Annotated in this window: 21 protein-coding genes; 12 read left to right on the top strand and 9 right to left on the bottom strand. The window is 60.1% G+C overall.

Annotation, left to right across the window (positions count from 1 at the left end):
• Nucleotides 1-253 precede the first annotated feature (253 nt).
• The 5 genes from ACR6A7_RS10670 (at nucleotide 254) to pckA (ending at nucleotide 6,361) form a co-directional block, all read left to right on the top strand.
• A complete protein-coding gene (locus tag ACR6A7_RS10670) occupies nucleotides 254-2,389 on the top strand; it encodes an intracellular growth attenuator family protein (RefSeq protein ID WP_434124835.1) in 2,136 nt (711 codons plus the stop codon).
• A 98-nt stretch (nucleotides 2,390-2,487) separates the two neighbouring features.
• Complete coding sequence (yrfG, locus tag ACR6A7_RS10665) at nucleotides 2,488-3,150, top strand: GMP/IMP nucleotidase (protein WP_033792598.1); 663 nt, start codon at nucleotides 2,488-2,490, stop codon at nucleotides 3,148-3,150.
• A gap of 12 nt (nucleotides 3,151-3,162) precedes the next feature.
• On the top strand, nucleotides 3,163-3,570 hold the full coding sequence (gene hslR, locus ACR6A7_RS10660) for a ribosome-associated heat shock protein Hsp15 (RefSeq protein ID WP_434124834.1): 408 nt from the start codon (nucleotides 3,163-3,165) through the stop codon (nucleotides 3,568-3,570).
• 19 nt (nucleotides 3,571-3,589) lie between these two features.
• The gene (hslO, locus tag ACR6A7_RS10655; RefSeq protein WP_033753113.1) at nucleotides 3,590-4,462 is read left to right on the top strand and encodes an Hsp33 family molecular chaperone HslO; all 873 of its coding nucleotides are present in this window, start codon (nucleotides 3,590-3,592) and stop codon (nucleotides 4,460-4,462) included.
• A gap of 279 nt (nucleotides 4,463-4,741) precedes the next feature.
• Nucleotides 4,742-6,361, top strand: coding sequence for a phosphoenolpyruvate carboxykinase (ATP) (pckA, locus tag ACR6A7_RS10650; protein ID WP_434124833.1), 1,620 nt, complete (start codon nucleotides 4,742-4,744; stop codon nucleotides 6,359-6,361).
• Between the two features lie 37 nt (nucleotides 6,362-6,398).
• Here pckA and envZ read toward each other — a convergent pair whose 3' ends face one another.
• Together envZ and ompR are read right to left on the bottom strand one after the other, a co-directional pair.
• On the bottom strand, nucleotides 6,399-7,757 hold the full coding sequence (gene envZ, locus ACR6A7_RS10645; RefSeq protein WP_434124832.1) for a two-component system sensor histidine kinase EnvZ: 1,359 nt from the start codon (nucleotides 7,755-7,757) through the stop codon (nucleotides 6,399-6,401).
• The gene (gene ompR, locus ACR6A7_RS10640; protein ID WP_001157751.1) at nucleotides 7,754-8,473 is read right to left on the bottom strand and encodes an osmolarity response regulator transcription factor OmpR; all 720 of its coding nucleotides are present in this window, start codon (nucleotides 8,471-8,473) and stop codon (nucleotides 7,754-7,756) included. Before ompR ends, envZ begins: the two co-directional genes overlap by 4 nt.
• Nucleotides 8,474-9,004: 531 nt before the next feature.
• On the opposite strand from ompR, the gene yjbE reads away from it, so the two are divergent.
• The 4 genes from yjbE (at nucleotide 9,005) to ACR6A7_RS10620 (ending at nucleotide 14,129) form a co-directional block, all read left to right on the top strand.
• Nucleotides 9,005-9,244 carry an exopolysaccharide production protein YjbE gene (yjbE, locus tag ACR6A7_RS10635; RefSeq protein WP_434124831.1) on the top strand — a complete coding sequence of 80 codons (240 nt, stop codon included), beginning with the start codon at nucleotides 9,005-9,007 and terminating at the stop codon, nucleotides 9,242-9,244.
• A 154-nt stretch (nucleotides 9,245-9,398) separates the two neighbouring features.
• Nucleotides 9,399-9,875, top strand: a complete 477-nt coding sequence (gene greB / locus ACR6A7_RS10630; protein ID WP_048781651.1) for a transcription elongation factor GreB — start codon at nucleotides 9,399-9,401, stop codon at nucleotides 9,873-9,875.
• A gap of 100 nt (nucleotides 9,876-9,975) precedes the next feature.
• Entirely contained in the window at nucleotides 9,976-12,303 is a 2,328-nt protein-coding gene (locus ACR6A7_RS10625) for a Tex family protein (RefSeq protein WP_434124830.1), read from the top strand.
• 134 nt (nucleotides 12,304-12,437) lie between these two features.
• Nucleotides 12,438-14,129 (top strand): alpha-amylase family glycosyl hydrolase, encoded by a 1,692-nt coding sequence (locus ACR6A7_RS10620; RefSeq protein WP_434124829.1) that lies wholly within the window; start codon nucleotides 12,438-12,440, stop codon nucleotides 14,127-14,129.
• On the opposite strand, the gene ACR6A7_RS10615 is transcribed toward ACR6A7_RS10620, so the two are convergent.
• Together ACR6A7_RS10615 and bioH are read right to left on the bottom strand one after the other, a co-directional pair.
• A complete protein-coding gene (locus ACR6A7_RS10615) occupies nucleotides 14,130-14,399 on the bottom strand; it encodes a YdgH/BhsA/McbA-like domain containing protein (protein ID WP_033753138.1) in 270 nt (89 codons plus the stop codon).
• Nucleotides 14,400-14,568: 169 nt separating this feature from the next.
• Entirely contained in the window at nucleotides 14,569-15,345 is a 777-nt protein-coding gene (gene bioH / locus ACR6A7_RS10610; RefSeq protein ID WP_434124828.1) for a pimeloyl-ACP methyl ester esterase BioH, read from the bottom strand.
• Between the two features lie 35 nt (nucleotides 15,346-15,380).
• Between bioH and gntX the strand changes: the two genes are divergently transcribed.
• A complete protein-coding gene (gene gntX, locus ACR6A7_RS10605) occupies nucleotides 15,381-16,061 on the top strand; it encodes a DNA utilization protein GntX (RefSeq protein ID WP_434124827.1) in 681 nt (226 codons plus the stop codon).
• A gap of 58 nt (nucleotides 16,062-16,119) precedes the next feature.
• Nucleotides 16,120-16,695 carry a Fe-S biogenesis protein NfuA gene (gene nfuA, locus ACR6A7_RS10600; protein WP_434124826.1) on the top strand — a complete coding sequence of 192 codons (576 nt, stop codon included), beginning with the start codon at nucleotides 16,120-16,122 and terminating at the stop codon, nucleotides 16,693-16,695.
• A 42-nt stretch (nucleotides 16,696-16,737) separates the two neighbouring features.
• Here the strand turns inward: nfuA and malQ are convergent, their stop codons facing one another.
• From malQ to glpE, 4 genes are all read right to left on the bottom strand, one after another.
• Nucleotides 16,738-18,810, bottom strand: a complete 2,073-nt coding sequence (gene malQ / locus ACR6A7_RS10595; protein ID WP_434124825.1) for a 4-alpha-glucanotransferase — start codon at nucleotides 18,808-18,810, stop codon at nucleotides 16,738-16,740.
• 207 nt (nucleotides 18,811-19,017) lie between these two features.
• Nucleotides 19,018-19,776, bottom strand: coding sequence for a DeoR/GlpR family transcriptional regulator (locus tag ACR6A7_RS10590; protein ID WP_434124824.1), 759 nt, complete (start codon nucleotides 19,774-19,776; stop codon nucleotides 19,018-19,020).
• A 32-nt stretch (nucleotides 19,777-19,808) separates the two neighbouring features.
• Nucleotides 19,809-20,633, bottom strand: coding sequence for a rhomboid family intramembrane serine protease GlpG (gene glpG, locus ACR6A7_RS10585; RefSeq protein ID WP_434124871.1), 825 nt, complete (start codon nucleotides 20,631-20,633; stop codon nucleotides 19,809-19,811).
• Between the two features lie 33 nt (nucleotides 20,634-20,666).
• A complete protein-coding gene (gene glpE / locus ACR6A7_RS10580; protein ID WP_216492936.1) occupies nucleotides 20,667-20,993 on the bottom strand; it encodes a thiosulfate sulfurtransferase GlpE in 327 nt (108 codons plus the stop codon).
• A gap of 227 nt (nucleotides 20,994-21,220) precedes the next feature.
• On the opposite strand from glpE, the gene glpD reads away from it, so the two are divergent.
• Nucleotides 21,221-22,729, top strand: coding sequence for a glycerol-3-phosphate dehydrogenase (gene glpD, locus ACR6A7_RS10575; protein WP_434124823.1), 1,509 nt, complete (start codon nucleotides 21,221-21,223; stop codon nucleotides 22,727-22,729).
• Nucleotides 22,730-23,690: 961 nt separating this feature from the next.
• On the opposite strand, the gene glgP is transcribed toward glpD, so the two are convergent.
• Nucleotides 23,691-26,138: a glycogen phosphorylase gene (gene glgP, locus ACR6A7_RS10570; RefSeq protein WP_434124822.1), complete on the bottom strand. Its 2,448-nt coding sequence runs from the start codon at nucleotides 26,136-26,138 to the stop codon at nucleotides 23,691-23,693.
• Nucleotides 26,139-26,155: the final 17 nt, after the last annotated feature.

Genomic DNA, 26,155 nt, shown 5'->3' with positions numbered 1-26,155 from the left:
TTAACGCTTTTGCAATAAGTCAACGCCACGCGGTAAAATTCAGAAAAGACCGATGTTTAATTCAGATTCTGCCGGTTAACATTCGGACAAGGAATGCTGCATTAACTTCTAATTTAATGATTTTGCGCGTTATTTCCTCTGGCATTTAGCTTGTCAGAACAGTTTATTCCCGCCAAAATTGTCTTAAATAACAGTTCTATCTGGGAGCATTAGTCCAAAGTGAAGGCAGGATTTTGGCTGCATTGAACAACGCATGAGCACAATCCTTATTGTACTGGTCATCGTGCTGGTCTGCTCAGGTCTGGCAGGTATCGGCTTTTGGTACGCTATGCGGCATCGTCCGCCATTGGCGAAACCGCTGCCCTTTATTAGCCCGCCCTGCCGCAAACTCACCGACGACGAACGTCGCGCGGTGGAAAAATACGTCGCCTCGCTTGCGAAGCAGTCGCGTCCTGCCGTACCCGGTGAAAAACATCCCATTTTCGACAATCTGACGCTCACCGCGCAGAGCAACAACGTCTATCCCGTCACGCGCGCCATTACCCGCTATGGCCTGTCGACCGACGATGCCCACAAGTGGCGCTACTACCTTGACGAAGTAGAAGTGCATCTGCCGCCGCACTGGGAACAGTATATAACCGATGAGAATTACGTTGAGCTGATCCGTACCCAGACGATTCCGCTGGTGATCTCGCTTAACGGCCACTCGCTGGTCAACTATGGCACCGACCAGCCGTCGCTGCCGGCGCTGGTCCATCCCGGCTCGACCAACGCCTCGATACGCAAAGAAGAGAGCGAAAACGTCGAGCTGCTGCAGGTGCGCAAGGAGACGCTGGAAGAGTATCAGCTGACGCGGCCGGACGGCACGCGCGAGGCGGTGACCATCACCTTCGCCTTTCTGCTCTTTTTTATCTGCCTGCTGGTACCCGCCGCGCTGATGGGATGGCTGGCGCTGCTGGGCTGCGCCATGATCGGTGCCAGCGTCTGGTCACTGTTTCACATTCCCGCGCAAAAGCGCATGCGTGACATACACTGCCTGCGCGGCGCGCCCAAGCGCTGGGGCCTGTTCGGCGAGTCGAACCAGGAGCAGAGCAATATCACGCTGGGCATTATCGATCTCGCCTATCCGCCGCACTGGCTACCCTATGTGGCGCACGATCTCGGCCAGACCACCGATGTCGAAATCTACCTCAACCGCCAGGTGGTGCGTCAGGGCCGCTTTTTATCGCTGCAGGACGAAGTACGTAACTTTCCTATCCAGCGCTGGCGCAAAAACGTTGTGCTGTCCTGCGGCTCGCTGTTGGTGATGGCGCTGCTGATTAGCTGGATCCCGCTCAGCATGCCAATCAAGCTGAGCCTGGCCTGGATCAAGGGCACCGAGAGCCTTGAGGTGAACGAGGTAGATAAGCTGGCGGCGCAGCCGCTGCACGTCGGCGATATTTTGAAAGTGAACGGCACCGGCATGTGCGCCGTTCCCGATAACTACCAGAGCAACCGCAGCTACGCCTATATGCCGTTCGACTGTTCGGCCGTCTACTGGAACAACGCCTCGCCGCTGCCCCAGCCGCAGTCCGATATCATCGATAAAGCCTCGGCGCTGCTGGAGGCGACCACGCGCCAGCTGCATCCGGAAACCAATACCGATCCCAAGCTCAACCCGCAGCTCGCCTCGGCGATTCAAAAATCGGGCATGATCCTGCTGGACGATTTTGCCGACCTGGTGCTGAAAACGCAGGATCTCTGTAGCCAGCAGCAGGACTGCGTGCGGCTCAAAAACGCGCTGGTGAATCTCGGCAACGCTAAAGACTGGGATACGCTGGTGCGCCGCGCCGACTCCGGGCAGCTGAACGGCATGAACGTGCTGCTGCGGCCGGTCAGCGCCGAAGCGCTGGAAAACCTGGTCAATACCGCGACCTCCAGCTTCTTCTACCGCGAGACGCGCCGCGCCGCCGAAAACCTCAACAGCCCGCCGCCGGGCGGATTCCTTATCGTTAGCGACGAAGGGCGCCAGCTGGTGAATCAGCCGCAGCCGACGGTCTCGCTGTTCGATCTTGATGCGCCATCGCAATGGCGCGAACTACAGCGCCTCTCCGGCATGCTGCTGCACACGCCATTCAGCGCCAGCGGCATTATCACCGGCCTGTCGGTAGACGCCAACGGTACGCACCATATCGCGCTGCACAACGAGCCGGATGCGATGGCGATGTGGCGCTACCTCGGCACCACCCTGCTACTGGCGGTGCTGCTGACCTGCTCGCTGGTAAACGCCCTGCTTGCACTGCGCCGTATCCATCGCAACCGTCAGCGCATGGCGAATATCCAGCAGTACTACGACAAGTGCTTCAACCATAATCTCAGCACCATGCAGAGCGTGCGCTCGATGTTCTGACGCCGCGACGCCGCCCGGCCCGTTCCGCCAGCGCCCTGCCCTCTCCCGCCTCTTTCTGTGCTACCCTGTCGCCCGCTTTTTATCGGAGAACCTGCCTGATGACGCTGAACTGGGCGCAAATCGATACCGTGCTGCTGGATATGGACGGCACGCTGCTGGACCTGGCGTTCGACCGCCATTTTTGGCTGGAGCATGTGCCGCTAACGCTGAGCGAAACGCGCGGCATTACACTGGCGGAGGCAGAGGCGCTGATCGCCGGAAAGTACCAGGCGGTGGCGCATACGCTAAACTGGTATTGTCTGGACTACTGGGCGGCGGAGCTGGCGCTGGATATTCGCGCCATGACCTATGCGAAGCGTAGCCTGGCGGCGATGCGCGAAGATACGGTGCCCTTTTTGCAGGCGCTGCGTCGGGCGGGAAAACGCACCATTCTGCTGACCAACGCCCATCCCTATAACCTGGATATCAAACTGGCGCAGACCGGCCTTGCGCCGCACCTTGATTTATTACTTTCCACCCATACCTTTGGGTATCCGAAAGAGGACCCGCGCTTGTGGCAGGCGGTGGAGCAGCATACCGGATTTGATCGTCCGCGAACGCTGTTTATTGATGACAACGAGACCATTCTCGACGCGGCGAAAAGCTGGGGCATCGGCTGGTGTTTAGGCGTCAGCAACCCCGACTCCGGGCGTCCCGATCAGGTCTTCCAGCGTCACGCGGCGGTCCGCGACTATCGCACCCTGTGCAGCGCGCTGGCGTAAACGGGAGCAGCAATGAAAGAGAAAAGCAGCGAAGGCGTGCGCCTCGACAAATGGCTCTGGGCGGCGCGCTTCTACAAAACGCGCTCGCTGGCGCGCGACATGATTGAAGGCGGCAAAGTGCACTACAACGGCCAGCGCAGCAAGCCGAGCAAGCTGGTCGAGATCGAGGCGGAGCTGACGCTGCGCCAGGGCAACGACGAGCGCACCGTGATCGTCACCGCGCTCAGCGATAAGCGCGGTCCGGCCGAGGTGGCGCAGCAGCTCTACAGCGAAACCGCCGCCAGTATTGAAAAACGGGAAAAGGTGGCGCTGGCGCGTAAAATGAACGCGCTCACCATGCCGCATCCCGATCGCCGCCCCGATAAAAAAGAGCGCCGCGATTTGATGAAATTTAAATTAACGGGCGACGACCAGGCCTAGCCCCAACGAGAGAAAATTTATGTCTGTACAAGATCAACTGCATCGTTACCTGTTTGAGAATGTGGCCGTGCGCGGCGAGTTGGTGAATGTCAGCCACACCTGGCAGGAAATCATCAAAAACCATGACTATCCGGCCCCGGTGCAGACGCTGCTCGGCGAGCTGCTGGTCGCGACCAGCCTGCTGACCGCCACGCTGAAATTCGACGGCGACATCACGGTGCAGCTGCAGGGCGACGGCCCGCTCTCGCTGGCGGTCATCAACGGCAATAACCGTCAGGAGCTGCGCGGCGTCGCGCGCGTGAAGGGCGAGATTCCAGCGGACGCCACCCTGAAAAGCATGGTCGGCACCGGCTATCTGGCGATCACCATTTCGCCAGAGAAAGGCGAGCGCTATCAGGGCGTGGTAGGCCTGGAAGGCGAAACGCTGGCCGCCTGCCTGGAAGACTATTTTATGCGCTCCGAGCAGCTGCCGACCCGTCTGTTTATTCGCACCAATGAAAAAGGCGCCGCGGGCATTCTGCTGCAGGTGCTGCCGGCGCAGGATACCCAGACCGAAGACTTCAACCACCTGGCAACGCTGACCGAAACCGTGAAGAGCGAGGAGCTGATCGACCTGCCGGCGACCGACGTCCTGTGGCGCCTCTATCATCAGGAAGAGGCGACGGTATTTGACCCGCAGCCGGTAAGCTTTAAGTGCACCTGCTCGCGCGAACGCTGCGGCGAAGTGCTGAAAACCCTGCCTCAGCACGAGGTCGACGAGATCATCGAAGAGGATGGCCAGGTCGATATGCACTGCGACTACTGCGGCACGCACTACGTCTACGACGCGGTCGATATTGCGGCGATCCGCAAAGGCGGCGCGGAAGGCGAAAACAGCGACAGCATCCACTGATTTATCTCCGGGCGGCCTCGCCGCCCTTTTCCCTCCCCGCGATATCCCCTTAATTTACAAAGTAAAATAACTCTTTTTCGCTAACTTTAGTTTCAAAAGCGGCACTTTTTACTGCTTAACGCGCTCTGGTTCGCATTTCTGACGGACAACGCTTTTTCCATCGGCTCAGAAGAGTACACTGCGCGCGATCGTGCATCCGCCCAGCAGCACGCAGACGGCTTGCGCGGCACCTATAACTATTCGCCTGTGCAGTACCAAAACGATTTAAGGAGCAGTCACATGCGCGTTACCGGCCTGACCTCGCAAGATCTTGCCGCTTTGGGCATCGAGGGCACCACCGAAGTGGTCCACAACCCCGATTTCGATACGCTGTTTACCGAAGAACTCCGTCCCGAGCTGGAAGGTTATGCGCGCGGCACCCTGACGCAAAGCGGCGCGGTGGCGGTCGATACCGGCATTTTTACCGGTCGCTCGCCCAAGGATAAATATATCGTCCGCGACGACACCACCCGCGACACGCTGTGGTGGAACGATCAAGGAACAGGCAAAAACGACAACCAGCCGCTCTCCCAGGAGACCTGGCAGCAGCTAAAAGCCTGCGTAACCGAGCAGCTTTCCGGCAAGCGCCTGTTTGTGGTCGACGCGTTCTGCGGCGCTAACGCCGATTCACGCCTCAGCGTGCGCTTCGTCACCGAAGTGGCCTGGCAGGCGCATTTCGTCAAAAACATGTTTATTCAGCCGAGCGAAAGCGAGCTGGCCGCCTTTAAGCCTGACTTTGTGGTGCTGAACGGGGCGAAATGCACTAACCCCAACTGGCAGGCGCAGGGGCTGCATTCGGAAAACTTTGTGGCGTTCAACCTGACCGAAGGGATGCAGCTGATCGGCGGCACCTGGTACGGCGGCGAGATGAAGAAAGGGCTGTTCGCCGTGATGAACTACCTGCTGCCGCTGCGCGGCATCGCCTCGATGCACTGCTCGGCCAACGTTGGCAAAGCGGGCGACGTGGCGGTGTTCTTCGGTCTCTCCGGCACCGGCAAAACCACGCTTTCCACCGATCCGGAACGCCAGCTGATTGGCGACGACGAGCACGGCTGGGACGACGACGGCGTTTTCAACTTCGAAGGTGGCTGCTACGCCAAAACCATCAAACTCTCTAAGCAGGCCGAGCCGGAAATCTACCGCGCTATCCGTCGCAATGCGCTGCTGGAGAACGTCGTGGTGCGTGAAGACGGCAGCGTCGATTATGACGACGACAGCAAGACCGAGAACACCCGCGTCTCCTACCCGATCGATCATATCGACAATATCGTCCGTCCGGTGTCGAAAGCGGGCCACGCGAAGAAAGTGATTTTCCTGACCGCTGACGCCTTCGGCGTGCTGCCGCCGGTGTCGCGCCTGACGCCTGAGCAGACGCAGTATCACTTCCTCTCAGGCTTTACCGCCAAGCTGGCGGGCACCGAACGCGGCGTGACCGCGCCGACCCCGACCTTCTCTGCCTGCTTCGGCGCCGCGTTCCTGACGCTGCACCCGACGCAGTATGCCGAGGTGCTGGTGAAGCGCATGCAGGCCGCGGGCGCGCAGGCGTATCTGGTCAATACCGGCTGGAACGGCAGCGGCAAACGTATTTCGCTGAAGGATACGCGCGCCATTATCAATGCGATTCTGGCGGGTGAACTGGACGACGCTGAAACCGAGACGCTGCCGGTGTTTAACCTGCAGGTGCCGAAGGCGCTGGGGCAGCTCGACGCCGCCACGCTCGATCCGCGCAGCAGCTGGGAAAGCGACGAGAAGTGGCTGGGAGCGGCGCGCGATCTGGCGCAGCGCTTCATCACCAATTTCGAGAAGTATACCGACAATGCGGCGGGCGCCGCGCTGGTTAAAGCTGGTCCGGTACTGTAAGCCTTCGGGCGCGGCGATTGCCGCGCCCGCTTGCTGTTCAGCTCTGCGCCGCGCCGTTACTGCTCGGCGCACTCTGCTCTATAAGCGGCAGCCAGGCGCGAATGCGCAGTCCACCGCGCTCGCTCTCGCCAATCTCCAGCGATCCCTGATGCGCATCGATAATGCGCTGCACAATCGCCAGCCCAAGGCCGGTGCCGCTGGTGCTGCGCGCGCTGTCGCCGCGGACAAAGGGCTGTAGCAGATGCGTCAGCTGTTCTGGCTTGATGCCCGGACCGTCATCCTCGACCTGAAACCACGCGCGATGCAGTTCGCGCCCGCTGCTCACTTTGATCCAGCCGTTGCCGTAGCGCGCCGCGTTCACCACCAAATTCGCCACCGCACGCTTGATCGACAGCGGATTGATATCCAGCATCAGCTCTTCCGGCATGACGGCGTTCTCAATCTCGCGCTCGTAGCCGCTTTCGGCCGCCACCACTTCGCCCAGCACGCTGTTGAGATCGGCGCGCTCGGTCTGCATCTCCTGGCCGGTGCGCAGATAGTCGATGAACTGCTCAATGATGGCGTTGCACTCTTCGATATCTTTATTAATCGACTCGGCAAGGTAGCCATCCTCTTCGCCCATCATCTCGGTGGCCAGACGAATGCGCGTCAGCGGCGTGCGCAGATCGTGGCTAACGCCCGCCATGAGCAGCGTGCGGTCGTCCGCCAGCTGCTTCACGCCAGCGGCCATCTGGTTAAAGGCGCGCGTCACCGAACGCACCTCCGAGGCGCCATACTCGCGCAGCGGCGGTGGAATGATGCCCTTGCCGACCTGCAGCGCCGCGTGCTCCAGATCCACCAGCGGCCGGTTCTGAATGCGGATAAACAGCCAGGCGCCGCCAATCGCCAGCAGCATAATCGCCAGCGTGTAGCGGAACAGCGGCGAGAAGTCGCCCTGATGAATTTCCGTCAGCGGCACGCGCACCCAGATATCAGGCGACAGCCAGGTTTTCAGCCAGACCACCGGCGAGTTTTTATTCACCTCGACGCGCACGTCGGTCGGCCCGCCAAGCTGCTGGCCCATCTGCTCGCTCAGGAACTCATAGTGCTGCGCCCAGCGCAACCCGCTCTCTTCGGCTGCCGCGTTGGTATAAAGCGAAATCCCCAGCTCGCGGTAGATCTCACGGCGAAACGCGGGCGGCACTTCCAGCTGCGTGCCATCTTCCAGCTGCAGCCGGTCGGTCATCAACATGCGCACTTCATACGCCAGCACCTTGTTGAACTGCTGCAGGCTGGGAAGAATGGCGAAGTTGAGCACCACCAGATAGGTCGTTACCAGACTGACGAACAGCAGGGTCACGATCAACAGCAGGGTGCGGGCAAACGAACTGCGAGGCGAGAAGCGCAGTCGCCTCATGCTTTAGAACCGTCCGGCACAAATACGTAGCCCAGGCCCCAGACCGTCTGGATATAGCGCGGATGCGCCGGGTCCTCTTCCACCATGCGGCGCAGGCGCGAGATCTGCACGTCGATAGAGCGCTCCATTGCGCTGTATTCGCGTCCGCGCGCGAGGTTCATCAGCTTGTCGCGCGACAGCGGTTCGCGCGGGTGGCTGACCAGCGCCTTCAGCACGGCGAACTCGCCGCTGGTGAGCGGCATCGGCTCATCTTCGCGGAACATCTCGCGCGTGCCGAGGTTCAGCTTGAACTTGCCGAAGGCGATTACCGCCTCTTCCTGCGAAGGGGCGCCCGGCAGCTCGTTGGCCTGACGACGCAGCACGGCGCGAATGCGCGCCAAAAGCTCGCGTGGGTTGAACGGCTTAGGAATATAGTCGTCGGCGCCGATCTCCAGCCCAACGATACGATCGACCTCTTCGCCTTTCGCCGTCACCATAATGATCGGCATCGGATTGCTCTGGCTGCGCAGACGACGGCAAATCGACAGGCCGTCTTCGCCCGGCAGCATCAGATCCAGCACCATCAGGTGAAAGGATTCACGGGTCAGCAGACGATCCATCTGCTCGGCGTTGGCGACGCTGCGCACCTGAAAGCCCTGCTCGGTGAGATAGCGTTCCAGCAGCGCACGCAAACGCATATCGTCATCAACGACCAGAATTTTGTAGTTCTCTTGCATTTTCTACTCCCAAAGGCGCCATTGCCTGAGCCGATATTGTTAAAAAAAGTTGTCTGTCTGTGACAGTCATTAATGGTTTATATTCTAGCCGAAATTGTTACAAAGCATATTAAACAGGAGCTTATCTTTAATTTTATCGCTGCCTTCTGGGCAAAAGCACATTCTTAAGCGGTGTTTGATACCGTTACGGCAAATCTGAAAGTCAGACGTTTTTTCTTGTCACTGGCGGCCGCAAAATGACGGCCAGGATGAATCAAACTTGCAGATCAACCAGTTAACGCGCAATTTGACTTTAGCGCCATTCGCCGCCTGACATAGCGGCCACAATTGCAGCCAGCCCAGCTGAGCGACAGCATAAAATATCCTCTTTTGCGCGCCGCGCCGCAGGCTTCTCTCGGATTTGCGCTATTTTTTTCTTCATTCAGGCCATTTAAAAATAAAGCCTCATAAATCAATCAGTAAAGCTACCTTTCCGCTTTATGTGAATTGCACCACACTGCTTTCACTCGCTTCACTACAGGGAAAGCAATAATGAAAAAAACGTTGTTAGTGCTGGGTGCGCTGGCCACCCTCGTTCTGAATCCGGCGTTTGCGGCGACCGCAACTGGCGAAGCTGCTGGCGCGCAGGCGTCGACCACCGCGCAGGGCAACTCTAACGCTATCGGCGTCGGCGCCGTGGCTGCGCTGCTGGGCGTAGCGCTGGCGACCGCTGGCGGCGGCGACAAAGGCACCTCCTCTTCCACCACCACCTCAACCGTGGCGGGAAAATAACGATTTAGGCCATTTTCTCTTTCTGTACCTGCCCCTTTCGCCACCGGGGAACGACACAAAGGGTTTTCACCGTTGAAAACCTGTTCCCCGACTCTTTTTTGCCGCGCCTGCTTTGCTTTACACTGCCTGCTTTTACGCTTCCGAGTCGCTACGCATGAAAACCCGACTGATCACCCGTGAAGGCTTTGACAAGCTGAAGGCCGAGCTCGACTATCTCTGGCGCGAAGAGCGTCCTGAAGTGACGAAGAAAGTAACCTGGGCCGCCAGCCTCGGCGATCGCAGCGAAAACGCCGACTACCAGTACAACAAAAAACGCCTGCGCGAAATCGATCGCCGCGTACGTTATCTGACAAAAAGCCTTGAGTCGCTGCGCATCGTCGACTATTCGCCGCAGCAGGACGGCAAGGTTTTCTTCGGCGCCTGGGTAGAGGTAGAAAATGACGAGGGCGAGGTCAAACGCTTTCGCATCGTCGGCTATGACGAGATTTTCGGCCGCAAAGACTATATCTCTATCGACTCGCCGATGGCGCGAGCGCTGCTGAAAAAAGAGCCGGGCGACGCCGTGACGGTAGAGACGCCGCTGGGCCCCGCGCTCTGGTACGTCAATGAAATTTCCTATCCTGACGCCTGATTCAGAATATCGCTGAAAGCCAGCCCCATCGCTGGCAATTTCACTTTCCAGTCCGTATAACTGTCCCCTGATTTTTAACCCTGTAAGCAAGACAGAATCGATGATGAAAGATCTCAGCCACATTATTGCCAGTGAGCTGCAGGCGCGTGCGGAGCAAGTTGAAGCCGCCGTGCGTCTGCTGGACGAAGGGAACACCGTGCCGTTTATCGCACGCTATCGTAAAGAGGTGACCGGCGGTCTGGACGACACCCAACTGCGCCAGCTGGAGACGCGTCTCGGCTACCTGCGCGAACTGGAAGATCGCCGCCAGTCGATTCTGAAGTCCATTGACGATCAGGGCAAACTCACCGACGAACTCGCCAGCGCCATTAATGCCACGCTGAGCAAAACCGAACTCGAAGACCTCTACCTGCCCTATAAAGTCAAGCGCCGCACCCGCGGCCAGATCGCCATTGAAGCCGGCCTGCAACCGCTGGCCGAGAGCCTGTGGCAGGATGCGTCGCAGGATCCCGAACAGCTGGCTGCGCAGTATGTCGATGCCGATAAAGGCGTCGCCGACGTGCGCGCCGCGCTGGACGGCGCGCGCTATATCCTGATGGAGCGCTTCGCCGAAGACGCCGCGCTGCTGGCAAAGGTGCGCGACTACCTGTGGAAAAACGCGCATCTGGTGTCGCGCGTGGTGGAAGGCAAAGAGCAGGAAGGGGCGAAATTCCGCGACTACTTCGATCACCACGAGGCGCTGCACAGCGTGCCGTCGCACCGTGCGCTGGCGATGCTGCGCGGCCGTAACGAGGGCGTGCTGCAGCTCTCCCTGAATGCCGATCCGCAGTTCGACGAGCCGCCGCGCGAAAGCTACGGCGAAACGCTGATCGCCGAGCATCTCAACCTGCGCCTCAACGGCGCGCCGGCCGACGCCTGGCGCAAGGCGGTGGTGAGCTGGACCTGGCGCATCAAGGTGATGCTGCACCTGGAGACGGAGCTGATGGGCACGGTGCGCGAGCGCGCCGAAGACGAAGCGATCAACGTATTCGCCCGCAACCTGCACGATCTGCTGATGGCGGCGCCGGCGGGCATGCGCGCCACCATGGGCCTCGATCCCGGCCTGCGCACCGGCGTGAAGGTTGCGGTGGTGGACGCCACCGGCAAGCTGGTCGCGACCGATACCATCTATCCACATACCGGCCAGGCGGCGAAAGCCGCTACCGTGGTCGCCGCGCTCTGCGCGAAACACCAGGTCGAACTGGTGGCGATCGGCAACGGCACCGCCTCGCGCGAGACCGAACGCTTTTTCCTCGACGTGCAGAAACAGTATCCGCACGTGACAGCACAGAAAGTGATCGTCAGCGAAGCGGGCGCGTCGGTCTATTCCGCCTCGGAGCTGGCGGCGCTGGAGTTTCCGAACCTCGACGTCTCGCTGCGCGGCGCGGTCTCTATCGCACGACGCCTGCAGGATCCGCTGGCGGAGCTGGTGAAAATCGATCCGAAATCGATCGGCGTCGGCCAGTATCAGCACGACGTCAGTCAGAGCCAGCTGGCGAAGAAGCTGGACGCGGTGGTGGAAGACTGCGTAAACGCCGTCGGCGTCGATCTCAATACCGCCTCGGTGCCGCTGCTGACGCGCGTCGCCGGTCTGACGCGCATGATGGCGCAGAATATTGTGAGCTGGCGCGACGAAAACGGCCGCTTCCAGAATCGCCAGCAGCTGCTCAAGGTGAGCCGTCTCGGCCCCAAAGCCTTTGAACAGTGCGCGGGCTTCCTGCGCATTAACCACGGCGACAATCCGCTCGACGCCTCGACGGTACACCCGGAGGCCTACCCGGTGGTGGAGCGCATCCTGGCGGCGACCGAGCAGGCGTTACAGGATCTGATGGGCAACCCCTCCAGCCTGCGCAACGTTAAGGCGGTCGACTTTACCGACGACCGCTTCGGCCTGCCGACCGTCACCGACATTATCAAAGAGCTGGAAAAACCGGGCCGCGACCCGCGTCCTGAGTTTAAAACCGCGCAGTTCGCCGAAGGGGTTGAAACCCTTAACGATCTGCTGCCGGGCATGGTGCTGGAGGGCGCAGTGACCAACGTCACCAACTTCGGCGCCTTTGTCGATATCGGCGTGCATCAGGATGGTCTGGTGCATATCTCCTCGCTGTCGGACAAGTTTGTCGAGGATCCGCATCAGGTGGTGAAGGCGGGCGATATCGTGAAGGTGAAAGTGCTGGAGGTCGACCTGCCGCGCAAACGTATCGCGCTCACCATGCGTCTGGATGAGCAGCCGGGCGAGGGCAACGCGCGCAGCAGCGCCCGCAGCGCGCCGCGCGACGGTGCACGTCCGGCCAGCGGCGCGAAGCCGCGCGCGCGTCAGAACAGCCAGCCCGCAGGCAACAGCGCGATGGGCGATGCGCTGGCGGCGGCGTTCGGTAAAAAACGCTAAACCCTGCGCGCGCCCGACCGATTCCGGGTCGGGCGCGCGTAGCCTGCTCTGTAAAGTTGAAAATCCCTCTCTTAACGCTACGCTGAAAACACGCCTGCATAAAAAACAACCCGGGACGTGGCACCCAATTCGCGATGGAAACGATCACAGCGCTGCTCGATAAAATCTATGCCGATACCTTTCCTCAGGCGGCGCGTGCGCGTCTGCTGAGCCATATCGCCGCCGCGCGCGACGCGATTAAGCTGCCGCGCAAGGCGCACTGGGATGAACAGGACGTGGTGCTGATCACCTATGCCGATCAGTTCCGCGAAGCGGAGGTGCCGACGCTGCAAAGCTTCTCCCGCTTTTACCAGCAGCATCTGCAGTCCACCTTTCCGCTGGTGCATCTGCTGCCCTTTTTCCCCTACTCGTCCGACGACGGCTTTTCCGTCATCGATTACCATCAGGTCAACCCGCTGTGCGGCGACTGGCCGGATGTCGCCAGGCTGCATCAGGAAACGCGCCTGATGTTCGACTTCGTCTGCAACCATATGTCGGCGCACAGCGCCTGGTTCAAACACTATCTGGCGCGCGATCCCGGCTGGGACGACTTCTTTATCAGCATGCCCCCCGCCACCGATCTCAGCGGCGTAACGCGGCCGCGCACCTCGCCGCTGCTGACGCCGTTCGAGATGGCGAACGGCGAAATGCGCTTTATCTGGACCACCTTCAGCGCCGATCAGATCGATCTTAACTTCGGCAACCCCGAGGTGCTGATCCGCATGGTAGAGGTGCTGCTCGACTACCTGCAAAAAGGGGCGGACTATGTGCGCCTTGACGCCGTCGGCTATATGTGGAAAACGCCCGGCACGCGCTGCATCCATCTGGAAAAAACCCATTTGCTGGTGAAGCTGTTCCGCGCCATTGCCGACCTGGTCGCGCCCGGCACGGTGATCATCACGGAAACCAACGTGCCGCATAAAGACAACGTCAGTTATTTCGGCGACGGGCATGACGAAGCGCAGATGGTCTATCAGTTTTCCCTGCCGCCGCTGGTGCTGCACGCTATCCATTCCGGTTCCGGACGCGCGCTGCGCCAGTGGGCGGGCGCGCTGGAGCATGGCAACGGCACCACCACCTTCTTTAACTTTCTCGCATCGCACGACGGCATCGGGCTCAATCCGGCGCGCGGCATTCTCTCCGAGGTGGAGATTGTGGCGCTGGTGCGCGATCTGGCGCTGGAAGGCGCGCTGGTCTCCTATAAAAACAATCCCGACGGCACCACCAGCCCCTATGAGATCAACGTTACCTATCTCGACGCCCTCAATCATCAGAACGACGATGACGACACGCGCCTGCGCCGCTTTCTGCTGGCGCACGCAATCCTGCTCGCCTTCCCCGGCGTGCCCGCTATCTATATTCAGAGCATCCTCGGCTCGCGCAACGACTACGAAGGGGTAAAAGCCGCGGGCCACAACCGCGCCATCAACCGCCAGAAATTCGACCTGAAGATGATTGAGGCGGCGCTGGCAGACGGCGACAGCCTGCGCCATGCCATCTATACCCACCTCAGCAGGCTCATCCAGCTGCGCACGCGCCAGCCCGCTTTTCATCCCGATAACCCGATGAGGCTCTACGACAGCGACAACGCGCTACTGGTGATGAGGCGTCACGATCCGCAGCAGGAGGATGGCGGCCTGCTGTGCGTGTTTAATCTGAGCGCAAAAACGGTGGAGATGACGCTGCCGGAAGCGCGCCTTTTTCAGGATGTGATTACGGATAAGAAAATTGATGGCACCCAGCCACTTACGCTGGATGCCTGGCAGTTTGTCTGGCTGCGTAGCTGATTACTTATAAACTTCCGCGGTGGCGCTGAATTTGCCGTGTTCACGGCCCGCGATCACCAGGAAGTATTTGCCTCCTTTTTCATCAGCCTGCTTAGAAAGCTCGCGTTTGGCGTCCATCGGCGAGGTGGTTTCCGCCGTGGTATTCACCGTACCGATCTTCTGGAGATTCATTTTTTTCACTTCTTCTTTGGTCACTTCCTTGGCCGCAACCGCCGAAAACGACACTGCGCCCATTACCATTGAAGCGACAACCCATTTCATCACCTTCATTACAGTACCCCTCATTTATTTCCGTTATGTGAGATGTAAGCAGACGCTGGATGCGTCAGGCGAGATGGAACGGCATCATCCTCTCCCTGGACAATTCACATCATTAAGCGGCCATGCCTACCCGAAAAGTATTGTCGCTGATAAAAAAATTGCCAGCCTTGTGCCCGGTTTAGCGGCAAAACTCCTGTCTGAAATCAAGAATATGCTGGCAGAAGGCGTCCGGATGCGAAATAAAGGGCGCGTGCGCGGCTTTTTCCATCACTATGGAAGGCGAAGCGGGCAGCGCGGCGTCGAGCAACGAGGCGACATGACGCGGTACCAGACCGTCCAGCGCGCCATAGAGACGAAGAAAGGGTACCGCAAGCTGCGGCAGTCGATCGCGCAGGTCGACCTCGCGCAGGATCGCCAGCCCGCCGTCCAGCACCGCCACGGGCGGCATCGGCTGCGCCAGCACCACCTCTTTCAAGCGGCGCGCGTCCTGCCGCGCGCTGTCGGTGCCCAGCGTCTGCAGCGCCAGGAAGCGCTCGACGGTGCGCTGGAAATCGCTGTTAAGCTGCGCGCGAAAGGTTGCCAGGGTCTCTGGCTTGATGCCTGGCCACGCCTCGCCAGCGGTAAAACAGGGCGAAGAGGCGACGCTTATCACGCCTGCTATCCTCTGCGGCGCCAGCAGCGCCAGCTCGGTCGCCACCAGCCCGCCCAGCGACCAGCCCAGCAGCAGCGCGCGCGGCGGCAAATGCGGCAGCAGCCGCTGCGCCATCTCCGCCAGCGAAAGCGCGCCAAACCCCTGACTGCGTCCATAGCCCGGCAGATCGACCAGGTGCAGGCGAAAATGAGGGCTGAGTCGCGGCACGATGCTTTGCCACACTTCGGCGTTCAGGCCCCATCCGTGCAGCAGCACAAGATCGACATTCCCTTCTCCGCAGGTGTGCCAGTAGAGCGAGGTCATCAGTTACTATCCCGTAAAAAATTAAGGAGGTGGCTATGCTACCAATGCCCGCCCTCTGTTGGCTATGCCATCTGCCGCTGCACATCGCGGTGCATGGATTATGCAGCGTCTGCCTGCGCGCGCTGCCGCCGCTGCCAGTGCTCTGTCCGCGCTGCGGCCTGCCGGCCGGATCGCCCCGCGTTGCCTGCGGCCGCTGTCAGCGCTCGCCGCCCGCCTGGCAGGCGCTGGTCTGCGTCAGCGGCTACCAGCCGCCGCTGCGCCGCTGGGTGCATCAACTGAAGTTTTCCCGCATAACCGCACTCAGGGTGATGCTGGCGCGTCTGCTTTTGCTAAGCTGGCTGAACGCTCGCCGCACGCGCGGGCTGGTACGCCCCGATTTGCTGCTCTGCGTGCCGCTGCATAAAAGTCGTGCCTGCCGACGCGGCTACAACCAGGCGGCGCTGCTGGCGCAGCCGCTGGCGCACTGGCTGGGCTGCGAATTCCGCGACGGCATCCGCCGCAGGCGACGCGGCGCGCTGCAGCACCGGCTGCGCGCCTCGCAGCGTCGCAGCAACGTGCGTGGCGCCTTCCGCCTTGAAATGGCCGTGCGCGGGCGCCATATCGCACTCATAGACGATGTGGTGACAACGGGCCATACCGTGGGAGAGATCGGCCGCATTTTGCTGGCGCACGGCGCGGCCAGCGTACAAATCTGGTGCCTGTGCCGTACCTTGTAGAGCGTCGGTGATGGGCGTATTATAACCAACTAAATTAGTCAACTATTGAGCAATTGCCATGATCCGAATTACAGACTCTGCCCAGGAGCACTTCGCTAAACTGCTGTCAAAACAGGAAGATGGCACCCAGATTCGCGTATTCGTCATTAACCCGGGTACGCCAACCGCCGAGTGCGGCGTCTCTTACTGCCCGCCGGATGCGGTAGAAGCGACCGACACGGAGCTGAAGTTCGAGAAGCTTTCAGCCTACGTTGACGAACTGAGCGCCCCTTACCTCGAAGACGCCGAAATCGACTTCGTTACCGACAATCTCGGTTCGCAGCTGACGCTGAAAGCGCCGAACGCCAAAATGCGCAAAGTCTCCGATGATGCGCCACTGGCGGAGCGCGTTGAGTATCTGCTTCAGGCGCAGATTAACCCGCAGCTGGCCGGTCACGGCGGTCGCGTGTCGCTGATGGAGATTACCGACGACGGTTTCGCCATCCTGCAGTTCGGCGGCGGCTGTAACGGCTGCTCCATGATCGACGTCACCCTGAAGGACGGCATCGAGAAAGAGCTGCTGGCCGCTTTCCCGGACCTGAAAGGCGTGCGCGATATCACCGAGCACCAGCGCGGCGAGCACTCCTACTATTAATCGCCCGGCGCGCGACAGTGAGCGACTGTCGCGCGCCGTTCGCTACTTCCCTTTACGCGTCTGACTCACCGCCTTCAATAGCTTTATCACCGCTTTATCCGTAAAGATCGCCTCCAGCGGCTGCGCCAGCTTGCGTCGCCAGTTAGGATATTGATCAACGGTGCCCGGCACGTTTACCGGTGTGGTCATGCCTGTCCAGTCTTCGGGCTGCAGCCCCAGTAGTGCGCTGCCGGTTGCCGCGAGAAATTTATGCATCGCCAGATTAAGCGCGGGCGTCATCGCCAGCTTGTCCGCCTGACGTGCGCTGCGCGCCGGCATTGCGCCCGCCTGATGCAGCGCATCCAGTAGCGCCTGTTTCTGTTTCGCGCGCTGCTCATGCAGCGATTTCAGCACCGCTTTGCTGGGATAGAGCTTGAGCTTTTCGCCTAACGCGAAGTCGCCTGCGTCCCAGAAGCCGGCCAGCGTCGGCAGATCGTGCGTGCTGGCGCTGGCGATCGACTGACGCGGGTAGTCGCCGGGCAGGCGATAACTGCCGTCGCGCTGCTGCTCGAACCACATCACCTTCCATGAGAAAACGCCGCTGGCGCGCAGCAGGCCGACGATTTCCGGCGGCACCGTGCCGAGATCTTCGCCGATAACCATGCAGCGATGCCGCTGGCTCTCCAGCGCCAGAATGCCCAGCAGGTCATGCACCGGGTAGCTGACGTAGGCGCCTTTATCGGCCGTCTCCCCTTTTGGCACCCACCATAGCCGCAGCAGCGCCATCACGTGGTCAATGCGCAGCGCGCCGCAGTCGCGCATATTGGCGCGCAGCATGTCGATAAAAGGCTGATAGCCGCGCGCGCGCATCACGTGCGGATCCATGGGCGGCAGGCCCCAGTTCTGTCCCAGCGGTCCGAGGCGATCCGGCGGCGCGCCAACCGACGCCTCCAGCCGGTAGAGCTCAGGATCGTGCCAGGTCTCCGCGCTACCTTCCGCCACGCCCACCGCCAGATCGCGATAGAGCCCCACCGTCATCTTCAGCGCCTGGCTGCGCGCCCAGCACTGCGCGAACTGGGTTTGCGCCAGCCACTGCAGCCACTGCCAGAAGGCGATCTCTTCTTCATGCGTTTCGCACCAGCGCTGCACGTCAGGCGTCTGGCTGTTGCGCCAGCTTTCCGGCCAGGCGGGCCAGCCCCAGGCGTCTGCATCTTCGGCGCTCCGCTCCGCCTGCAGGCCGTCGTACGCCGCCTGATAGCGCAGGCTGTCGCCGCCGTCGCGCACAAACGTGGCGAACGCCTGCCGCGGCGCCTCATCTTCTGCGCGCAGGCTGAACTGCGCCCAGGCGTGACGCAATGCGGCGAGCTTTAGCGCCATCACCGTCGCGTAATCGACAAACTCGCTCTCGCGCGCTTTTGCCAGCGCGCGCTGCGTTTTCGCCGCTTTCCACCACTTTTGCGCCGCCGCGCTCTGCTGGAAATCTTCCAGCTGCGCCACGCTGATATAGATAATGTTCAGCCAGCGGCGCGACGAGGGACTGTAAGGACTGGCGAAATCGGGCGTCGCGGGATAGAGCGCATGCAGCGGATTGAGCCCGACAAAGTCACCGCCCTGCTGCGCCACCTGCTCCAGAAGCTGCTGCAGATCGCCAAAGTCGCCGATGCCCCAGTTATCGGCGGATCGCACGGTATAGAGCTGCACCAGCGCTCCCCAGCGCTTCTCACCGTTGCGCAGCGGCACAGGTAGCCAGCAGCGGCGCGGCGTCAGAATGATGCGTGTCTGCCACTCTTTTTTGCCTTTGCTCAGCGTCAGCTGGTGATAGCCGTGCCCGAGCGGCGACGGCAGCATAAAAGGCTCGCCTGCCTCCAGTTCGCCGCTAAACTCGCGGCCCTTTTCGCTGCGCAGGCGCCACTGATAGCGGCCGCGTCCTTCCGGGTTAAGCTGGCGCGTTGTGCCGCCGCTAAAGACCTGCACCGGGGGCAGCGGCGCGCCCTTCTCTTTTCTGGCGTCGCCCATGACCGCCAGCAGCGCCGTTTTAGTTTCGTCGCTGATGGCTTCCGGTTCGCCTTTGGCGTTGGTGTAGGTGAGGGATATTCCGGCGGCGACTGCCGCGCGATCCAGTGCGCTCTCTTTCATGCTCTCCCCTTAGCGTCTTGATGCAAAGCCGTTGAGTTGCGGTGTGATAACGGTTTGCCCACAGGCAAACTGAGCATTAAGTAAAGACGGCAGTGGGGAAAAAATCGACAGGAAACAAAGAAAAAGGCGGGTTTTGAAATCAGCGAGCGCTATAGCCTTAGTTAAGGCGATACCGCTCGCGACAGCTTAAAGATTAACGGTGCTCACTCAGCAGAGTTCGAGTTGAACCTCGTGCTGTTCGATCACTTTCATAATGCTGGCGGGCGGCTGCTTGTCGGTATAGAGCTGGTCGATAAGCCCCATATTGCCGAGATTGACCATCGCGTTGCGGCCGAACTTAGAATGGTCGACCACCAGCATCACGCAGCGTGAATTTTCGATAATGGCGCGCTTGGTGCGCACCTCGTGATAGTCAAACTCCAGCAGCGACCCGTCCATATCAATGCCGCTGATGCCGAGAATGCCGTAATCGAGGCGGAACTGAGAGATAAAGTCGAGCGTCGCTTCGCCCATAATGCCGCCGTCGCGCGTGCGCACCTCGCCGCCAGCGATGATCAGTCGAAAATCGGGCTTGCTCATCAACAGCGTCGCCACATTGATATTGTTGGTCACCACGCGCAAGTTTTTATGATTCAGCAGCGCATAGGCCACCGCTTCTGGCGTGGTGCCGATATCGATAAATAAGGTTGCGCCGTCTGGAATTTCACTGGCGACGCGTTCGGCGATGCGCGCTTTCTCCGCCGACCACATCATCTTACGCTCCTGCCAGGCGGTATTTTCAGAGCTGGAAGGCAGCGCCGCGCCGCCGTGATGACGCTGAATTTTATTCTGATCGGCGAGGTCGTTAAGATCGCGGCGGATGGTTTGCGGGCTTACCTCAAAATGTTCTACCAGCTCTTCGGTACTGACATATCCCTGACGCCGGACCAGATCGATAATGGCGTCATGACGTTGCGTCTGCTTCACATTACTCTCCTGTTTTCTTTTTTTATCCGGCGCTAACGGCGCCGCACTGCACGGGTATCGACAAACGCCATCGCCAGCCCGACCAGCAGACCGGCGACGTGAGCGCCATTGGCAATAGCGAGCCCGAACGCGCCATACCAGCCGATCACCAGCCACACGATAGCAAAACCAATCAGTCCGCGTTCCAGATAGACGCCGCTCTCAGGGTCACGCTCGCCGCGCAGCCAGCAGTAGCCCATCAGCGCATACACCACGCCCGACAAACCGCCAAACCAGATGCCGCTGAATTTCGCCTGTACGAAGCCACTGAGCAGCGCTGAAATCAGCATAATCACAAACAGCTTGCCGCTGCCGAGCCGCTTCTCTACCGCGCCGCCGAGATACCACCACCACATCAGGTTAAACAGGATATGCAGCAGTGAAAAGTGGAGCAGCGCATGGCTGAACCAGCGCCAGGCCTGAAAATACTGGCCTGGGCCATCCGGCCAGCTCAGCCACAGCAGCACCCTTTGATCGCCAAAGATCTGCATCAGGATAAACACTGCGATACAGGCGAAAAGCACGGTCATGGTAAGCGGGCCAGCGCGATCGCGAATATTGCCCCACAGATTGCTGCGCTCGTAGCGCAGGCCACTTTTGGTGTCGCCGGTATGCCAGCTGGCGGCCTGATAGCGAGGGTGGTCCGGCTGGCGCACAAACTGTTGAAGTTCGTTTTCGACCATTTCAAGTCGGCTCTCGTCATCGAGCAGAATGACGTAGTGACCATCCTGCTCGATGCGCAGCGCGACGCCGCGCGTCGCCATATAGTCGACGAACGCCTGCGCCATGCGCGGGTTAGTAAACTGGGTAATGCGCACCATTAATCACTCTCCTTGTTCATCGGGCGCGGCTCACTCGCCGCCGGCGACAACCTGGGTCGGAAACGCGGCGCGCCAGGCGTCGAAGCCGCCGTCGATGCTGTAGGCGGCGCTGAAGCCCTGGCTCAGCAGATACTGTGCGGCGCCTTTGCTGCTGTTGCCGTGGTAGCACATCACCAGTACCGGCAGCTCCCGGCTGGCGCTGGCCAGAAAGTCGTTGAGGTTGCCGTTGCTCAGGTGCAGCGCGTTTTCCGCATGGCCGAGCGCAAAGCTCTGCGGATCGCGGATATCGACCAGCTGCGCGCCTTGCGCCAGATGCTCGCTGGCCTGCTGAACGTTAATGCATTCGAAGGTTTCCATGATTCTCTCGTTAGGACGACACAATTAGCGCCTAGTGTAACCCGATAAGCAGCCTCAATAACCTGACAAAGTATCCGGGTTTGTATTTATTTCTCAGCAGGAATGTTAGCTATATCACGCAAAAATGTTTTTAGCGCGTTAAACACTGGCATCAATGTTGGTTTGCGACTATGATTATGCTCGAAAACGAACATTAATGAACTATTCCGAACATCGGAGGAGATGACGTGGAAACCAAAGACCTGATCGTGATCGGCGGCGGCATCAACGGTGCCGGCATTGCAGCAGACGCTGCAGGACGCGGCCTGTCAGTGCTGATGCTGGAGGCGCGGGACCTGGCTTGCGCGACCTCTTCCGCCAGTTCAAAGCTGATTCACGGTGGCCTGCGCTACCTCGAACACTATGAATTCCGTCTGGTCAGTGAAGCGCTGGCCGAACGTGAAGTGCTGCTGAAGATGGCGCCGCATATCGCTTTCCCGATGCGCTTTCGTCTGCCGCACCGCCCGCATCTGCGCCCGGCATGGATGATTCGCGCCGGCCTGTTTTTATATGACCATCTGGGCAAGCGCACCAGCCTGCCGGGGAGCAAAAGCCTGCGCTTTGGCGCGGATTCAGCCCTCAAGCCGGAGATTACGCGCGGATTCGAATATTCTGACTGCTGGGTAGATGATGCTCGCCTGGTGGTATTGAACGCGCAGGAAGTGGTAAAGCGCGGCGGCGACGTGCGCACTCGCACTCGCGTAACGCGCGCCTGGCGTGAAAACAACCTGTGGACGGTGGAAGCGGAAGATGTCGACAGCGGCAAAACCTATACCTGGCGCGCCAAAGCGCTGGTGAACGCGGCGGGCCCGTGGGTGAAACAGCTGTTTGACGACGGCCTGAAGCTGAAATCGCCGTACGGCATTCGCCTGATCAAAGGCAGCCATATCGTGGTGCCGCGCGTACACAACGAGAAGCAGTCCTACATCCTGCAGAACGAAGATAACCGTATCGTGTTTGTTATTCCCTGGATGGATGACTTCTCGATTATCGGCACCACTGACGTCGAGTACAAAGGCGATCCGAAGAACGTCAAAATTGACGACAGCGAGATCGACTATCTGCTCAAAATCTACAACAGCCATTTTAAAAAGCAGCTGGTGCGTGACGATGTGGTCTGGAGTTATTCTGGCGTGCGCCCGCTGTGCGATGACGAATCCGATTCGCCGCAGGCGATCACCCGCGACTACACGCTAGACGTGCGCGACGACAACGGCCAGGCGCCGCTGCTGTCGGTGTTTGGCGGCAAGCTGACCACCTACCGCAAGCTGGCAGAGCATGCGCTGGAGAAGCTGGTGAAGTATTTCCCCAACGCTGGTCCGGCATGGACGAAAAATTGCGTGCTGCCGGGCGGCGATATCGCCGGTACGCGTGAAGATTACGCCGCCAGCCTGCGTCGTCGTTATCCGTTTATTACCGAAGGCATGGCGCGTCACTTCGCCCGCACCTACGGCAGCAGCACCGAGACGCTGCTCGACGGCGCGACGCGTATTGAGGATCTGGGTGAGAACTTCGGCCACGACTTTTATGAAGCCGAGCTGCGCTATCTGGTGCAGAACGAGTGGGTGCGCGAGCTGGATGACGCTATCTGGCGCCGCACCAAGCAAGGCATGTGGCTGAACGAGGCGCAGCAGGCGCGCGTAGCAGAGTGGCTGGCGACGCACAGTCAGAAGCCCAGCCTGTCGCTGGCGAGCTAAATAAGTTTAACGGGGCCTCGGCCCCGTTTTTTTTTGCCTGCTGCGCAGGCAGGGCGCTGAGTGGGTTCCGCCCGCCAGACGGGTTGGCCTGCTGCGCAGGCGGGGCGCTGAGCGGGTTCCGCCCGCCAGACGGCTCAGGTTCGCTGCGCGAACTTGCTCTGAGCGGGTTCCGCCCGCCAGGCGGGTTAGCCTGCTGCGCAGGCGGGGCGCTGAGCGGGTTCCGCCCGCCAGACGGTTCAGGTTCGCTGCGCGAACGTGCTCTGAGCGGGTTCCGCCCGCCAGGCGGCTCAGGTTCGCTGCGCGAACGTGCTCTGAGCGGGTTCCGCCCGCCAGACGGCAGGGAGTTTCAGCCGCTCCGCTGCTGGCGTGCGTGTTAAGGGGCTCGCCAGCCCCTTAACAATCCCCGCTTCCGGCAGCCTCCACGCCGCGCTTCGCGCGGTGCCTTCGTTGCTTACGTCGGCCGCACGGACCGCGCGCGCCTCAGCGTGTCGGATGCCTCTGACACTGCCCCGCCTGTGGTTTCCTTATTTTTTTATTAACGACTGCGTCGTCTGAGCACATGACCCATGCTTTCAGCGACAAAGTTGCGCCTTTAAGAATCAGAACGTGCAGCAGGGGTTTTGGGGGCCATCGCAGCCGCTGAGCGGAGGAAGGATTTCAGGACGAGCGGCAGGGATGCCGCGAAGAGGCTGGCATGAGCCATGGATGGCGAATCCAGCCGGTCCGTCAGAAATCCTGCCGGAGCGAAGGGACCCGCGCAGCGGGCGGGTGAGCTGGCCCGGGGCGCGGGTGCAGGGCCGGCGCCCACCGGCCCTGCTCGGTCGCCCGCTGCGGGCGAAATGAAACTGTCCGCCTGTCAGGCGAACGAAACCCGCGCCTCAGCCAGGCAAACAAAACCCGCACCGCCGCCAGGCGAATTAACCTGCGCAGCAGGCAGCCCCGCCTTCGGGCGGAAGCCCGCTCAAAGCCTCACAGGCTTAATATGCCAAATCTCATCCGCATACTCCTGGATGGTTCGGTCAGAAGAGAAATACCCCATATTGGCGATATTCAGCGCCGCGCGGCGCTGCCACTCTTCCGGCTTGCGATAGAGCTCATCCACCTCATCCTGGGTATCCACATAGCTGCGGTAATCTGCCAGCAGCTGATAGTGGTCGCCAAAGTTCACCAGCGAATCGAACAGATTGCGGTAGCGGCCGGGCTCCTGCGGACTAAAAACGCCGGAGGCGATCTGCGTCAGCACCTGATGCAGCTCAGCATCCTCTTCGTAATATTTACGCGGGTTGTAGCCGCCGCTGCGCAGCGCTTCTACCTGCGGCGTAGTATTGCCAAAAATAAAAATATTCTCCTCGCCGACATGCTCCAGCATCTCGACGTTGGCGCCGTCCAGCGTACCGATGGTCAGCGCGCCATTGAGTGCGAACTTCATATTGCTGGTACCGGATGCCTCGGTGCCGGCCGTGGAGATCTGTTCAGAAAGATCCGCCGCCGGAATAATGATCTGCGCCAGGCTAACGCTGTAATTCGGAATAAACACCACCTTCAGCTTGTTCTTCACCTGCGGATCGTTGTTGATCACGTTCGCTACGTCGTTGATCAGGTGAATAATATGCTTAGCGGTGGTGTAGGCCGATGCCGCTTTGCCGGCGAAGATATTGACGCGCGGCACCCAGTCGCGGCCGGGATCGGCTTTGATGCGGTTATAGCGCGTAATCACATGCAGCACGTTCAGCAGCTGACGCTTATATTCATGGATGCGTTTGATCTGCACGTCGAACAGCGCGTGCGGGTCCAGCACGATATCCATGTTTTTCGCCACCCAGTCCGCCAGTCGTCGCTTGTTGTCGAACTTGGCATCAGCCACCTTCTCGATAAACGCCGGATAGTCGATCTGCTGGTTGAGCTCGGCAAGCTGACTAAGATCGGTGCGCCAGGTGCGGCCAATCTCTTCGTCCAGCAGCTCCGACAGCGCCGGGTTGGCCAGCGCCAGCCAGCGACGCGGTGTCACGCCGTTGGTCTTGTTGCAGAACCGACCAGGAAACAGACGTGCGAAATCCGCGAACAGCGACTGCACCATCAGGTTGGAGTGGAGTTCGGAGACGCCGTTGACTTTGTGGCTTACCACTACCGCCAGCCACGCCATGCGAATGCGGCGCCCGTTATTCTCGTCAATGATCGAGATGCGCGACAACAGATCCCAGTCGTCCGGGTAGTACTCCTGAATGGTCTTCAGGAAGTAGTCGTTAATCTCGAAAATAATGCCGAGATGGCGTGGCAGGATCTTGCCGATCATCTCCACCGGCCAGGTTTCCAGCGCCTCGCTCATCAGCGTATGGTTGGTATAAGAGAAAACCTGGCAGGTCACTTCGAACGCATCGTCCCAGGTGAATTTGTGCTCGTCGATTAACAGACGCATCAGCTCTGGAATCGCCAGCACCGGGTGGGTGTCGTTAAGGTGGATAGCGATCTTGTCCGCCAGATTGGACCAGGTTTTGTGCATCTGCCAGTGGCGGTTGAGGATATCCTGCACCGTGGCGGAGACCAGGAAATACTCCTGACGCAGACGGAGCTCGCGTCCCGAATAGGTGGAATCGTCGGGATAGAGCACGCGCGAGACGTTTTCCGAATGGTTTTTATCCTCTACCGCGGCAAAGTAGTCCCCCTGGTTGAATTTGCCCAGGTTGATTGCGTTACTCGCCTGCGCGCCCCACAGGCGCAGCGTATTCGTGGCGTCGGTGTCGAAGCCGGGGATGATTTGATCGTACGCCATGGCGACAATCTCTTCGGTTTCCAGCCAGCTAACCTTCGCGCCTTCATGCTGGATGCGGCCGCCAAAGCGGACTTTATAGCGCGTGTTGTAGCGCTGGAACTCCCAGGGATTGCCATATTCCAGCCAGTAATCGGGCGACTCTTTCTGCTCGCCGTCGATGATATTTTGACGGAACATGCCGTAATCGTAACGGATGCCGTACCCGCGTCCCGGCAGGCCCAGCGTAGCGAGTGAATCGAGAAAACAGGCAGCCAGGCGTCCGAGGCCGCCATTGCCAAGGCCGGGATCGTTCTCTTCTTCCATCAGGTCGGCCAGATTTAATCCCATCTCGTCCAGCGCCTGATTGAGATCGTCATAAATGCCCATCGCCATCAATGCGTTGCCTAACGTCCGGCCCAGCAGAAACTCCATCGACAGGTAGTAGACCTGACGGACATCCTGCGACAGCTGCGCGCGGCTGGAGCGCAGCCAGCGCTCCACCATGCGGTCGCGCACCGCCAGCAGCGATGCGTTGAGCCAGTCATGCTGGTTCGCCACGGAGGGATCCTTGCCGATGGTGAACATCAGCTTATAGGCAATCGAGTGTTTCAGCGCTTCGACCGTTAGTGTCGGCGACGTATAGGTGAAAGGAGCATTCATATCAGTTATCCCAGTCT

Source organism: Pantoea phyllosphaerae (genome assembly GCF_051025595.1).
In the GTDB taxonomy this organism is placed as follows: Bacteria; Pseudomonadota; Gammaproteobacteria; order Enterobacterales; family Enterobacteriaceae; genus Pantoea.
This window is presented reverse-complemented; position numbering and strand designations above follow the sequence as displayed.

What these genes read in the sequence shown, in the direction of transcription:
- ACR6A7_RS10670 (WP_434124835.1), top strand. Translation starts at nt 254, where the DNA reads ATGAGCACAATCCTTATTGTACTGGTCATCGTGCTGGTCTGCTCAGGT.
- yrfG (WP_033792598.1), top strand. Translation starts at nt 2,488, where the DNA reads ATGACGCTGAACTGGGCGCAAATCGATACCGTGCTGCTGGATATGGAC.
- hslR (WP_434124834.1), top strand. Translation starts at nt 3,163, where the DNA reads ATGAAAGAGAAAAGCAGCGAAGGCGTGCGCCTCGACAAATGGCTCTGG.
- hslO (WP_033753113.1), top strand. Translation starts at nt 3,590, where the DNA reads ATGTCTGTACAAGATCAACTGCATCGTTACCTGTTTGAGAATGTGGCC.
- pckA (WP_434124833.1), top strand. Translation starts at nt 4,742, where the DNA reads ATGCGCGTTACCGGCCTGACCTCGCAAGATCTTGCCGCTTTGGGCATC.
- envZ (WP_434124832.1), bottom strand. Translation starts at nt 7,757, where the DNA reads ATGAGGCGACTGCGCTTCTCGCCTCGCAGTTCGTTTGCCCGCACCCTG.
- ompR (WP_001157751.1), bottom strand. Translation starts at nt 8,473, where the DNA reads ATGCAAGAGAACTACAAAATTCTGGTCGTTGATGACGATATGCGTTTG.
- yjbE (WP_434124831.1), top strand. Translation starts at nt 9,005, where the DNA reads ATGAAAAAAACGTTGTTAGTGCTGGGTGCGCTGGCCACCCTCGTTCTG.
- greB (WP_048781651.1), top strand. Translation starts at nt 9,399, where the DNA reads ATGAAAACCCGACTGATCACCCGTGAAGGCTTTGACAAGCTGAAGGCC.
- ACR6A7_RS10625 (WP_434124830.1), top strand. Translation starts at nt 9,976, where the DNA reads ATGATGAAAGATCTCAGCCACATTATTGCCAGTGAGCTGCAGGCGCGT.
- ACR6A7_RS10620 (WP_434124829.1), top strand. Translation starts at nt 12,438, where the DNA reads ATGGAAACGATCACAGCGCTGCTCGATAAAATCTATGCCGATACCTTT.
- ACR6A7_RS10615 (WP_033753138.1), bottom strand. Translation starts at nt 14,399, where the DNA reads ATGAAGGTGATGAAATGGGTTGTCGCTTCAATGGTAATGGGCGCAGTG.
- bioH (WP_434124828.1), bottom strand. Translation starts at nt 15,345, where the DNA reads ATGACCTCGCTCTACTGGCACACCTGCGGAGAAGGGAATGTCGATCTT.
- gntX (WP_434124827.1), top strand. Translation starts at nt 15,381, where the DNA reads ATGCTACCAATGCCCGCCCTCTGTTGGCTATGCCATCTGCCGCTGCAC.
- nfuA (WP_434124826.1), top strand. Translation starts at nt 16,120, where the DNA reads ATGATCCGAATTACAGACTCTGCCCAGGAGCACTTCGCTAAACTGCTG.
- malQ (WP_434124825.1), bottom strand. Translation starts at nt 18,810, where the DNA reads ATGAAAGAGAGCGCACTGGATCGCGCGGCAGTCGCCGCCGGAATATCC.
- glpE (WP_216492936.1), bottom strand. Translation starts at nt 20,993, where the DNA reads ATGGAAACCTTCGAATGCATTAACGTTCAGCAGGCCAGCGAGCATCTG.
- glgP (WP_434124822.1), bottom strand. Translation starts at nt 26,138, where the DNA reads ATGAATGCTCCTTTCACCTATACGTCGCCGACACTAACGGTCGAAGCG.